Here is a 12,712-nt window from a genome sequence, read left to right as displayed (position 1 = left end):
GGAAGATCCTATGAACCTTGCGACAAGGTCGGGCTCCGACACACAACGGGAGATCTGGCAACAGCCCTCCATCTGGCGGAATACGGCGGAGCGCGTCATGGCCTCTTCCGGCCGGCTCAAGGAACTTCTCGACGGCTGCGGCGCGGTGGTCCTGACCGGCTCCGGCAGTTCGCAGTTCGCCGGCGAGTGCGTCGACGCGGCCTTGGAAGAGCAACTGGGACACCCGGTGCGCACGGTGGGCGGCGGAGCGCTGCTCACCCACGGGGCGCTGGCCCTGCCGCCCCTGCGGCCCTTGCTGCTGGTTTCCCTGGCCCGCTCCGGTGACAGTCCGGAAAGCGCGGGCGCGGTGGAACTGCTGCTGCGCGAAGAGCAGCACGTGCGGCACCTGATCCTCACCTGCAACCGCGAAGGCCGCCTGGCGCGTCTTCTGCGACAGGAGCCGCGCGCCGGCGTGGTGGTGCTGGACAAACGCACCAACGACAGAAGCCTGGTGATGACCAGCAGCTTCACCAACCTGGTCCTGGCGGCCCGCGCCTTGGGCTGGCTGGCCGACCCCGCCGGATTCCACGCCATGGCAGCAGCCTTGAGCAGGGCCGGATCGTCCATACTGGAGAACGCCGAACAATTGAAGCTCGTGGCCGCCTGGCGGTCGCGGCGGGCCGTCTTCCTGGGGTCCCACTGCCGGTTCGGGGCCGCGCGCGAGGCGGCGTTGAAGACGCTGGAGATGACCAACGGACGCGTGATGACAGCGGCGGATACATTTCTGGGCTTGCGCCACGGGCCGATGTGCGCCATCGACGAGCGCACCCTCGTCGTGTGCTTCCTTTCCAACGACGCCACCGCACGAGCCTACGAATGTGACCTGATTCAGGAGCTCAACCGGAAGCACCTTGGGCGTAAGCTACTGGTAGGAACAAGGGTACCCGCCGGCTTGGCCGCCGAAGGAGATGCCGTTTTTGAGACTGGTGAGGCCGGGGCTGTGAACGACAACGACGCGCCGGTATTGGATGCACTCGTGGGCCAACTGCTGGGCTACTTCCGGTGCCTGGAAGAGGGGTTGTGGCCGGACGCTCCGTCGAAGGACGGAGTCATCAATCGCGTAGTGGAGAACTTCCGTCTGCACACTAAGGTCGAGGACGGCGAATGGTGAGAATCCTCATTGCCGGTGAGCTCAATCCGGACCTGATACTGCGCGACTTCAATAAGTTCCCCAGGATGGGCCATGAAGTCGTGGTGGAGGACATGTGCCTCACCCTGGGCAGTGCTTCCGCCATCTGCGCGGTAGGCTTGGCGCGCCTCGGCGACGACGTCTCGATTCTAGGCAAGGTGGGCTGCGACGGCTGGGGCGATTTCTGCTGCGATTTCCTGCGCCGCGCCGGAGTGGACATTTCCACCGTGATCCACGATCCGGCCGTGCGCACCGGCCTCACCGTCTCCATCAGTTCGGGCAAGGATCGGGCGCTGATCACCTATCTCGGCGCCATCGAGAACCTGAAGGCTTCGGAAATCGTCCTGCCGCATGGCTTCACCCACCTGCATATCTCGTCCTATTTCCTGCAGCGCGGCCTGCGCGCCGGCTGCCTGGGCCTGTTCACGGAAGCCCACCGGCGAGGGTGGACGACGTCCCTCGACCCGGGCTGCGATCCGTCAGGCGATTGGGGTTCGGACATTCTCGATACGCTGGAACAGGTCGACATCTTCCTGCCCAACGAAGTCGAACTGGCAGGCATCTCCGGAGTAGATGATCCGGAAAGGGCCCTGCGGCGCCTGCAGAATGGACGGACGCTCACCGTGGCCAAACTGGGCGAACGGGGCTGCATGACGCTGGAAGGCCGGCGGGTGATCCAGATGCCCGCCTTGCGAGTGCGTCCCATCGACACCACCGGCGCCGGCGATTCCTTCGACGCAGGCTTCCTGCACGCCTGGCTGGGCGGCCGGACGCTGGTGCAGGCGCTGCGGTTCGCGGTGGTCTGCGGAGGCGTCTCCACCCAGGGCAACGGCGGCACCGGCTGCCAGGCATCGGCGGAAGAGGCGGAGGAAAAACTGCGTGAACTCGCCTGGCATTGATTTCCATACGCACCCCGTGCTGGTGCGCGAGATGGTGCGGCGCCACCCGGAACTCGACACGGCGGCGCGCGAACGGTTCTACATCGGCAACACCTACCAGCCGTTGGAGACGCTGCACCTGGAACTCGACGCCTCCGGCCTCGGCAAGGCAGTCGTGCTGGCCATGGATGCGCGGTCCAGCGGCAAAGGCACGGTCTATTCGAACGAGCAGATCGCCGAACTGTGCGCCATGAGCGACAGGCTCATCGGCTTCGCCAGCGTCGACCCAGGCTGCGGCGATGCCCTGCCGCGATTGCGGTCGGCCATCGAGGACCTCGGCCTGCGCGGTCTGAAGCTCAATCCCGCCATGCAGGAGTTTTTTCCCGATGATGAGCGAGCCTTCCCTGTCTATGAATTGGCCCAGGAGTTGGAGATCCCCATCCTGTTCCACGCCGGCATGAGCTGGGAGCCGGGCAGCCGCCTGGAATATGGCCGGCCGGGCCGGTTCGAAGTCGTAGCTGCCGAGTTCCCGCGGCTCGACATCGTCCTGGCGCACTTGGCTTGGCCCTGGACCACCGAGGCCGTCGCGCTGGCCTTGAAGTACCCCAACGTCCACCTGGACACATCGGCGCTCTACTTCGAAAATCCCAGGGATTTCCTCAGCTTCGTGATGTCGAGACAGATCCCCCTGGGCGTCTTCGAACACAGCCTGCGCAAGCAGATCCTCTTCGGCTCCAACTATCCCCGCGTGGAAATCAAGAACATGGCGCGGGCCGTGCGGTCTCTGGGCTTCTCGGAAGATTGCCTGGACTTGATCTTCCGCGCCAATGCCGAGCGCCTGCTGTCCAGGCGAAAACGCAACGGACTGTCCATCGAGCGTGAAGCGATCACGGGAGTGGTGGGCGCATGATCATTAAACTGGAACGCATTGAAGTGCAGTCGCGGCGCGACCTGGAGATGATCGACATCACCAGCGAGGTGGATCGCGTGGTGACGGCCAGCGGCGTGCGCGACGGCGTGGTGATGGCCATGACGACGCATACCTCGTCGGGCCTGCTGGTGACGGAAGGCGTGGAGTGCCTGGAGCGGGACGTACTGGCGCATCTGGAGCGGCTGGCTCCCAAGGATCCGCCGCCGGGAGAGTATAGCTACTGGCACAACCGCTACCTGGATTACGATGGACGTTTGGGTTTCAACGCCGGCGACCATCTGAAGAGTATCCTGGGTGGCACGCAGTGTTTCTTCCCGATCGAAAACGGCAGGACGATGAGAGGAGGGCGGCAGAGAGTGTATTTCGTCGAATACGATGGTCCGCTGGCGCGTACGGTGGCGATCCAGGTGTTGGGAGAGGGCGCGTGAGACGCAGGGACCTCTTCCCCGCCCTGGCCGGCAGTTGCCTGGCCGCCCATGCGCAGCAGAACGCGCAGTTGCCGCTGCCCAGCTATCAGCCCAAGAGCATGCTCTCGGTGCCCGAAACGCGCATCCAGAAGCCGCGCTTCCCGCTCATCGACATCCACACCCACATCTCGTTCTCGCGCGGGGAAAAGATGCAGTTCCAGGCGACGCCCGAAGAACTGCTGGCCGTCATGGACCGCTGCAACATCCGCATGATGGTGAACCTCACCGGCGGCCGCGGCGATGGCCTGCGCGAAGCCGTGGCCGGATACGACAGGAAACACCCCAAGCGGTTCCTGACGTTCACTGAACCCTGGTGGAGCAAGGTGAACGAACCCGGCTACGCCAAGTTCCAGGGCGATGAAATCGCCAAGGCCAAGGCCGATGGCGCGCACGGCTTGAAGATCCTCAAGATGCTCGGGCTGACGGTCCGCGACAAGGATGGCCACCTCGTCAAAGTGGACGACGCGCGCTTCGACCCCATGTGGGCCGCGTGCGGCGACCTCAAGATGCCGGTCACCATCCACGTCTCCGATCCCCTGGCCTTCTTCGAACCCATCGACCGCTTCAACGAGCGCATCGAAGAACTCGGCAATCATCCCGACTGGTCGTTCCGGGGCAAGGACTTCCCCAGCAATGCCGAACTGCTGGACGCGCGCGACCGCGTCATTGCCCGGCACCCAAAGACGCAGTTCATCGTGCTCCACGTCGGCAACTTCGCCGAAAACCTGGCCCATGTGTCGGCGCGGCTCGACAAATACCCCAACATGTTCGTCGACATCGGCGCGCGCGTCGGGGAACTGGGCCGCCAGCCCCGCACAGCCAGAAAGTTCTTCGACCGTTATCAGGACCGCATCCTGTTCGGCACCGACGCCACACCCAAGGGGAAAGAGTACCCGCAGCAGTACTTCTGCGAGGAGCTCTACCAGATCTACGCGCGGTTCCTGGAGACGGAAGACGAGTACTTCGACTACGCTCCAGCGCCTGTGCCGCCGCAGGGCCGCTGGCGGATCTACGGCATCGGACTGCCGGAACAGGTCCTGCGCAAGGTCTACTACGGCAACGCGGAACGGCTGCTGGGGCTGCGCGCTTAGCAGTTCAGGAGAACGCCACCTCACAGCGCGGAGCCTCGCCGGCCAGGAACTTCACCAGGCCGGCCGCTTCGGCTTCGATCGACTTTTTGACCTTGGCCGGCAGCGGGCTGAACGCCTTCACGGCCACGGTGACGGCCGTCTTCCGCACGGTCGCATCCCAGGTCCCGGCGACGAAGCCATCCACCAGCACGGTGGGCAGCACCTGCAGGTTCTTCGTGGTCACGAGGGAGCGGTGCTCGTCGGCAATGATTCGTGAACGATCCTGGTGCGCCAGGATGACGTTGTCGAAACCGGGCAGGAAGCGGACAGGCGCTGTCGTATCCGCGGGCGGCAGCAGCGCGCCGGGCACGTCGAAGAGCTCCTTGCCGTTCTCATCCTTGTACACAGCGAGCTTCGGGCGCAGCGCTTCAAACACCGGTTTCAATTTGCCCAGGCCCGACCAGCATTGGGCGTCGTTCACCGACGCGGGCCCGAACGCGGCCAGGTAGCGCAACAGCAGTTCCTCCGTGCCCGACAGATCGGGGACAGCCCGGCCCAACCATTGCGAGGCCAGGGCGAAATTCGTGTCCGCGCCATAAGCGAACTGGGTGTCGTCAGGCACCATGCACAGAGGCAGCTGCATCCGTGCGGCGTAGCCCATGGCGCGTTCATCCACCCCCGGAAATTGCTCCATCAGAGTCGTACGGAGATCTTCAAAGGTCCGTGGACGCGCGCCGAAATGGCCCTCGGCCGCCTTCACAACGGCCTCGATATCCAGGACGGCTCCGCGCTGCTTCAGAATCGCCTGCATGCCTAGGGTGAGCACGGGCTGCATGGCACCGCGCAGCGCCAGATAGTCATCCGCGGTGAGCAGGTGCAGCGTGCCGCGCAAATGCGTAACCCGCACCACCTGCCGGTCTCTGAGCAACGTAGCCAGCTCAGAGGCGGCGAAACCATCGATGCGGCTCCACAGCCCAACAAAGGGCGGCCTCGCCTGCTGCGCCTGCATCGCGATCAGGCGGTGGATCATGTCCAATGCCGGCGTACGCTCTCGCCGTAACAGACTCTGGCGCTCCAGCAGGGCCCGGTTGAGTTCGCGTTTCGTCAGGGTTCGGGTCGGCGGCATGAGTCCACCAGTGTAACTGCCCGGCGGCCCGTTTTCAGAACAGTAGCTTCAGCCCAAACTGCACCAGCCGTGGTGAGCCCGCCGACAACACGCGGCCGAAGTTGGTGGAGGAAATGTCGTTCTCCGGCAGGCCGAAATTGGCATGGTTGGCGATGTTGAAACACTCGGCCCGGAACTGCAGGCGGGTCCGCTCTGTCAGGGTGATGGACTTCAGCAATGACAGGTCAACATTGGCGATTCCGGGGCCGCGCACCGTATTGCGGCCCGCGCTGCCGAACTGTCCTGATTGCGTAAGCGGATCCAGGCGCCGGAAGGCGGCACGGCTCACCCACTGGTCCGGAGTATGCGCGCCGTCGTTGGGATCGGCAATCGCGTCGGGCCGGCTGGAATAGAAGCCCGTAATCTCGGGAGAACTCCCCTGCAGCGCAACGTTGGCGCTGTCGTAAACGGTGAACGGCGTGCCCGACGCGAAGTTCATGATGGAGTTCAACTGCCATCCGCCCAGCAGCGCGCGGGCCGCCGGCGCCGCCGACTTGGCAGGTCCAGGTATCTGATAGCTGCCGCTGAAGACAAAGCGGTGCCGGGCATCGAAGAGCGAAGGACCGTGCTCAGCCTTCAGGTTGAAGGGATCCTGAGCCAGGTCGTTCTCGCCCCCCACCAGCCGCGGAGCCGAACCCGCCACGTTGAAGCTCGACACATAATCGAGCGTCTTCGAGTAGGTGTACGAGCCCAGGAACGACAGACCGTCGCGGAACCGGCGCGACACGGAGAACTGCGCCGCATGGTACGTCGAGTTCGTCTGGTTGGTGATCAGGCCCACTGAGGCGAAATCGCATGGCCCCGATTCGCCCCGGCACCCCGCATAAAGCCGGCGCTGGTCGGCATTGTTCGACGTCGCCCCAGGCCCATAGACCGCCGGGTTGGCTTCGATCATCCGTGGCAGCCGCGTCCCCTTGTTGCCGATGTAGCGCAGCTCAAACAGCAGGTCCTGGGCGAGCGCGTGCTGCACCGAGAAGTTCCAGTTCTGCGAGTAAGGCGGACGCATCCCGTTCTCGATGGTGAGCACCGTGGTGGGTTGCGGGAACGCACCCGCGACAAAAGGATTCGCTCCGTTCCAGGGATCCGTGAAGTTGATCGGCGCCGAGAGCTGCCGCGCCTGTGTCCAGGGCAGCGCGCTCAGGGGAGCCTGCAGAGGGCCCCCGACGCCGTTCGTGAACGAGTCGTAGTAGATGCCGTAAGCCGCCCGCACCGAGGTGCGCCCATTGCCATTGGGATCCCAGGCCAACCCCACTCGCGGCATCAGGCCCTTCCGATAGACAGGCGCAATGCCCTCCGGCACACCAGGATCCCCTGGGAACAGCAGGCCCTTCGGGGCGTTCGGATAGACGGTCGACTGCTTGCCCGGAGACCACGAGTTCATGCGGTTGCGGATGTCGACATACGGAGTGCTGACCTCCCACCGCGCGCCATAGTTCAACGTCAGCCGCGAGGTGACACGCCACTCATCCTGCCCGTAGGCGGCAAACTCGACATTGCGCAGGCCGCGGTTCATGTCTCCGCCGCCCTGGAAGAAGACGACCGGGAATCCAATCAGGAAGCTCGCAAATGAGTCGCTGATCGGAAACGGCGCGAAGACAAAGAACCCGTTTGAGGCGATGCCCTGCGACATATTGATCTGGTTGCGGCGGAAGTCGACCCCAAACTTGAAGCTGTGCGCGCCGCGGACGTGCGAGAGCGAGTCATTAATCTCGTAGGTGTTCTGCGCCGTGTCGCGCGGCCCGGTAATCGGATTGCCGGTGCTGGCATAGCCGCTGACGATGAAGAAGGGCGGTCCTTCCGCGGCGCTCAGGGTCGTATCGTAGTTGAAGCCGAGTTGGCGCGAGGTCGTCCGGTTCTCCGGGCTGCCGGTGAAGAACACGTTGCGGAAGAACTGGGCACGGAGGTTGTTCACCGTGGCGCCGCTGAAGAGATGCGTCTCCGACACGGCGGCGCGCGTCGTCGTGATGTCCTCATTCACCGGGAAGCCGGGTACATTTGCGCCGGAGATGGACAGCGGATTCAGATTGGTGTTGGCCGAGCGCGTGAAGTGCGCGGCAAACTGGTCGCGATCGTTGAACAGGTGGTCGAACCGGAGACCGCCCTGGTCCGCCTGGTTCTGCATCGTCTGCGTCGTGATGTACAGGTTTGGGCCGGCGTTGGCGTGCGGGTAGAACTCCATGATCTTCAACGCCACCGGGCTCATGGCCTGCGTCGGGATCTGGTTGTTCGGGAACGGCTGCCCCGTGAAGTAGTTGATCAGTGGCACGGGCTGGCCGGTCTGCGGATCCCGCAGTCCCGAGAAGTCGCCAGCGCGCTGCGCATCACTGGGCACCGTGGCGCCGCGTGTGACGCCCTGCCGGTTGCGGAACCCTTCGTAGTAGCCAAACAGGAAATCGCGGTTGCGCCGAATGGGCCCGCCCAGCGTGGCTCCGAACTGGTTCTGCTTCAGCGTCTCCACCTTCGACGCGAAGAAATTCCGCGCGTCCAGCTTGTCGTTCCGCAGGAACTCATACACGGTGCCGTGAACCTCATTGCCGCCCGATCGCGTGACCACCGTGGTGGTGGCCCCGGCCGTACCGCCATACTCCGGCGGGGCGGTCTGCGTCAGGATCCGGAACTCCTGGATCGCATCCACCGGCGTCTTCAGCGCAAATCCGCCATCCACCCGGTTGACATTGGAAACACCGTCCAGCAGATAGTTGTTCGATTCAGGACGCTGCCCATTGACGGCGTAGGCTTGACCGGCACGCAGGGAGCCGCCCGCCTCCGAAAGCCCCGCCGTCATGGGCGCAACACCCGGCTGGAGCAACCCCAACTGGGTGAAATTGCGGCCGTTCAGCGGCAGATCCACCAACTCACGGCCAGAAACAACATTGCCGATCGTGTTTGAACTGGTATCTACCTGAGTCCCCGCCGCGCTCACGTTCACCGACGTCTTCGATCCGGCTACCTGCAGTTGCACATCGACCCGCACCGTGCGGCTGACGTTGAGAGTAATGCCGGCCTGTTGATACTCGGCCAGGTTGGGCGCAGTGATGGAGAGATCGTATTCGCCGACGGGCAGCGCGAGATGATAGGCGCCCGCGTTCGTGGTGGATTGAGATCGCGCCAGGCCGGTCGTGCGCTCAGTTGCGCTCACAATCGCCCCCACGACAACCCCGCCCGAAGCGTCGGTCACGTGGCCTTCCAGAACGGCGCCGGTATCCTGCGCCCACACAGATACACATAGAACGAACAGACTGAGTGCGTTCCTCATCCCCAGGCAATGCCCCCTTTGGCACTACGTGAGAATAGCCGTATCGATATTGGTTATTCAATAATCGAAATGCACTAGGCAAAAAGAATGAGGCGTGGATTTTCACCCACGCCTCTCTGAAATTCGAACTGTCCGAAAAGACTAGAAGTTGATCTTTGCCCCCAGTTGAATCTTGCGCGAACTGCTCAACACCGTATCGCGAATGCGACCAAAGATAGAGGAAGTCGCGGTCGCAGTCGGCGCGCCAAATTGCGGCGTATTCGTCAGATTGGTCATATCCGCCCGGAACTCGAAGTTCACTCTTTCCGTGATCGGCGTGCGCTTCAGGAACGATCCATCCAGGCCCCAGCCGCCCGGCGAACGGAAGAAGTTCCGGCCGGTGTTGCCGAGCTCACCCATCGCCAGGGGCTTGAACTTGGCGAGTTGGTCGGCCGTGAAATACCATTTCACGCCGCCCGGCCCATCGAGGACATTGCCCATCGTCGGCGTGCAACCGTCGCAGTTGGCAAACGATTGGACGACGTTATTGAATGTGTAGAAGCCGGAGTAGACCGAGAAGGGACGTCCGCTCTGGAACGTTCCGACGCCCGCCACCTGCCAGCCGCCGATGAGACGCTGGGTCCAGCCGGAAGCGTTCCCGCCGAACTTACGGTTCTTGCCGAACGGCAGTTCGTACAGCCAGTAAGTCTGCGCCACGTGCCGGCGGTCGAAATCGCTGGGCCCGTAGTTCAGGCGGCGGTTGTTGATGTCGAACGGAGTGCTGCCCGCCGTGGAACTGTTCGCCGTGCCCACCGTGGTGAATGCCGGGTCGAACGAGCGCGTGTCCAGCGACTTCGAGAAGGTGTAGCTGAACTGAACCTCCAAGCCGTTGGTCATGTGCCGCTGCACCTGCATCTGCAGGCCGTGATAGGTGGACCAGTCGTTCGAGTCCACCACGTTCATGCCGTTCGCAAACTGCGGATACGGGAGGAAGAAGAACGGCGAGAGGCCGGCCGCTTCCACTTGTCCCTTGCCGCCAACCGAACGCCGGGAGAGGTCCTGCCCGATGAAGGCGACGTTGTTGTTGCGCAGGTCCACCGAGTAGATGCGGCGCATCGCGGCCGACCCGGTCTCCGAAGCGCTCTTGCGGGAATCCACGTTCATGATCTGATTGATCAGCGGGCTCTCGCCGCCGGCGTTCACCACCTTTACCGCGTCCATGAAGCCGTTGGTGCGGATGTCGGCCTGGTTTGCGTTATACGCGCCGAAGAGATTGTACGCACGGCGGCCCAGGTAGTTCACCTCCACCACCGTGTTGTGCAGCACTTCGCGCTGGATGCCAAAGCTCCACTGCTGTGTGGTGGGGGCCTGGAAGTTGGGGTCAGCCACCGTAATGTTGCGCGTCGAGAACGCCGCCGGCTGGGCCTGATCGGAGGGCTTTCCGGCAGGCGCGTTCAGCACCGGCAGGCTGGTGAGGCGCCCACCGTTTTGGCCGAAGGTGGTGTTCTGGTCGCCGACCGCGATGCCGGGCAGATTCTGGAAGACGGTGGAGCTGAAAACAAAGGTATTGATGCGGTCATACGCAATGCGATAGTTGCCGCGAATGGACGTCTTGCCGCTGCTGAAGGGATCCCAGGCAAAGCCGAGGGAGGGGCCCCAGTTGTTGATCGCATTCCGGTAGAGGCTGCCCGGCACCCAGGTGAGGCTGCTGGAGGGAGCGGCGCCGGCGACCACCGCCTGATTTGGCAGACGGACGCGGCCATCGGGGTTGGAGGGCGTCATCTTCAATTCGAGACGCAGACCGAGGTCGATGGTCAGATTGCGCCGTGCTTTCCATGTGTCCTGCGCGAAGAAATCGTATTCGTTGAAGCGGGTCTCGAAGTTGTACTCATCCACCACGTAAGCATCACTGGTGGAGGGGAACCCACGATTGGTGTTCCCGACGCGGCCCAACAGGAAGTTGATACTCGACTCCAACGGATTGCGATCGTTCGCCTGGTTGATGTCGGCCGGCAAACCGAACTTCGCGGCATCCACCGTATTGACCGTGCGGGAGAAATCGACGGCCTGCGTGACGTTGTAGCCCCCGACCGAACCGCGCGTATCCGTGTGGCTGCCGAAGCGCATGTTCGTGCCGAACTTCAGGCTGTGCGCGCCTTTGAACCAGGCGAAGTTATCAACAAACTGCCAGGTCTTGAGCGCACGCTGATTGCCGACGGACCAATCGTCGGGATTCGCTACGGGGAGCCCTGTGAGATTGATCTTGCTGATGTCGGCGCGCGGATTCTCGAAATTGAAGGCGAATTGATTCAAGCCCACGACGAGCTCGTTCGTCGTCGAGGTGCTCGGCGTGGAGCGCCAATTGAACGCGTAGTTCTTCGGGTCGCGCATGGTGTTGACTAGGCACGGCGTGGTGGGAAACACAGGAGCTCCGCCATTGCCGCGATCGCAATTGGAATTCTGGTTGCCGAGGCTGATGCGGGCGAACAGCGTGTTGCGGCTGTTCAGAATGTAGTCCAACCGGGTCGTGAGGTCGTACTGCTTCTCGAATTGCAATGCGGTGAACGTATAGGCAGCCGTATTCAGGCCGTCTCCGATCGCGAAGTTGTTGGGCAGCGGCGCACCTTGCGCGATGGCCTTGGTCGTGGCATTCAGGCCCACGTGATCCGGATCGCTGGTGCCGATGTTGTAGGTGCCTACGTTCACACCGGCCAGTACATTGCCCTGGGCGTCAACCGACGCTCCAGTCACACCCGCGGGCTGATTGCGTCCGCCTTTGACATACCGCCAGAGGCCATCACGGGCGGATTGCGTGTAGACGGTGCTGTTGACGATAGCCGATTCGCGCGTGCGCAGAATCTGCAGGTTCGCATAGTAGAAGAACTTGTTCTTCAGCGCGGGGCCGCCCACCGAGAAGCCGGGCATGTTCTGGACATACTGCCGCTTGCCCACGTTGTTGAGGTTGCTCTCCCACTCGTTCGCGTTCAAGCTGGGCGTGCGATAGAACCAGAACAGACTGCCATGCAGTTCATTCGTGCCGCTCTTGGTGACCATCGCGACCTGGCCTCCGGAGTTGCGGCCATACTCCGCGGTCGAATTTCCGGTGAGCACCTTGAATTCCGCCAGGCCATCCGGGTTCATGCGGATCGGGGCAAAATTGGACCCGCCGGCACTGGTCTCATTCGCATCAATTCCATCGACCGTATAGTTCCAGGCACGGTCGCGAGCGCCATTCACGTGCACGCCGCCGCCGGTATTGGCGCCGCTGACAACTCCGGGCTGGCGGGCGACGAGGTCGAGCGGATTGCGTCCGCGCGTACCCACGATGGGCAGATCCTGAATCACTTTCTCGCTGAACAGGTTACCGATGTTACCCGAAGTGGACGTTTGTACGACTTCCGCCGAGTCCGCTACCGTGACCACTTCGGTGATCTGGCCCAGCTCCAGCTTGATGTTGAGAGTCGTGGGTTGGCCGATCGCCACACGATTGCCGGGCGAGCTGAATTTCTTGAAGCCAGAGGCCTCGACAGTCACCGTGTAGAGTCCGCTCTGCACGGCTTCAAAGAAATACGCGCCATTATCGGCGGTCTTGGTGGCGAAGGTTGCGTTCGTGCCCTCGTTGATCAACTTAACCGTGGCGCCGACGACAGGCGACCCACTGGGGTCCTGCGCCGTACCGATGAGACGGGAGGTTGTGCCTTGGGCGAACAACGCGCTTACGGCCAACGCCGCGAGCGAGGTCACCAGAAGAGCCCTTTTCAGCATATGAACAAGAGGTTAACAAACGAGATCTACAGT

The 12,712-nt window shown here is 63.0% G+C and carries 8 protein-coding genes; 5 read left to right on the top strand and 3 right to left on the bottom strand.

The window, feature by feature from the left end; genetic code table 11:
- Positions 1-10: 10 nt before the first annotated feature.
- Genes ACR9Y2_RS17475 through ACR9Y2_RS17455 form a run of 5 tightly spaced genes read left to right on the top strand, consistent with a single transcriptional unit; the run spans position 11 to position 4,535 of the window.
- The gene (locus tag ACR9Y2_RS17475; protein ID WP_435042781.1) at positions 11-1,150 is read left to right on the top strand and encodes an SIS domain-containing protein; all 1,140 of its coding nucleotides are present in this window, start codon (positions 11-13) and stop codon (positions 1,148-1,150) included.
- The gene (locus tag ACR9Y2_RS17470) at positions 1,144-2,067 is read left to right on the top strand and encodes a carbohydrate kinase family protein (protein ID WP_435042779.1); all 924 of its coding nucleotides are present in this window, start codon (positions 1,144-1,146) and stop codon (positions 2,065-2,067) included. The genes ACR9Y2_RS17475 and ACR9Y2_RS17470 overlap by 7 nt, the downstream gene beginning before the upstream one ends.
- Positions 2,048-2,956 carry an amidohydrolase family protein gene (locus tag ACR9Y2_RS17465; RefSeq protein WP_435042778.1) on the top strand — a complete coding sequence of 303 codons (909 nt, stop codon included), beginning with the start codon at positions 2,048-2,050 and terminating at the stop codon, positions 2,954-2,956. Before ACR9Y2_RS17470 ends, ACR9Y2_RS17465 begins: the two co-directional genes overlap by 20 nt.
- The gene (locus tag ACR9Y2_RS17460; protein ID WP_435042776.1) at positions 2,953-3,405 is read left to right on the top strand and encodes a secondary thiamine-phosphate synthase enzyme YjbQ; all 453 of its coding nucleotides are present in this window, start codon (positions 2,953-2,955) and stop codon (positions 3,403-3,405) included. Before ACR9Y2_RS17465 ends, ACR9Y2_RS17460 begins: the two co-directional genes overlap by 4 nt.
- Complete coding sequence (locus ACR9Y2_RS17455) at positions 3,402-4,535, top strand: amidohydrolase family protein (RefSeq protein ID WP_435042775.1); 1,134 nt, start codon at positions 3,402-3,404, stop codon at positions 4,533-4,535. The genes ACR9Y2_RS17460 and ACR9Y2_RS17455 overlap by 4 nt, the downstream gene beginning before the upstream one ends.
- A 4-nt stretch (positions 4,536-4,539) precedes the next feature.
- Here the strand turns inward: ACR9Y2_RS17455 and ACR9Y2_RS17450 are convergent, their stop codons facing one another.
- From ACR9Y2_RS17450 to ACR9Y2_RS17440, 3 genes are all read right to left on the bottom strand, one after another.
- Complete coding sequence (locus ACR9Y2_RS17450; protein ID WP_435042774.1) at positions 4,540-5,640, bottom strand: winged helix DNA-binding domain-containing protein; 1,101 nt, start codon at positions 5,638-5,640, stop codon at positions 4,540-4,542.
- A gap of 34 nt (positions 5,641-5,674) precedes the next feature.
- Complete coding sequence (locus tag ACR9Y2_RS17445; RefSeq protein WP_435042773.1) at positions 5,675-8,935, bottom strand: carboxypeptidase regulatory-like domain-containing protein; 3,261 nt, start codon at positions 8,933-8,935, stop codon at positions 5,675-5,677.
- 141 nt (positions 8,936-9,076) lie between these two features.
- A complete protein-coding gene (locus tag ACR9Y2_RS17440) occupies positions 9,077-12,658 on the bottom strand; it encodes a carboxypeptidase regulatory-like domain-containing protein (protein WP_435042771.1) in 3,582 nt (1,193 codons plus the stop codon).
- Between the last annotated feature and the right edge of the window lie 54 nt (positions 12,659-12,712).

It is taken from the genome of Paludibaculum fermentans, from assembly GCF_051172195.1.
Taxonomy (GTDB): Bacteria; Acidobacteriota; Terriglobia; order Bryobacterales; family Bryobacteraceae; genus Paludibaculum; species Paludibaculum fermentans_A.
This window is presented reverse-complemented; position numbering and strand designations above follow the sequence as displayed.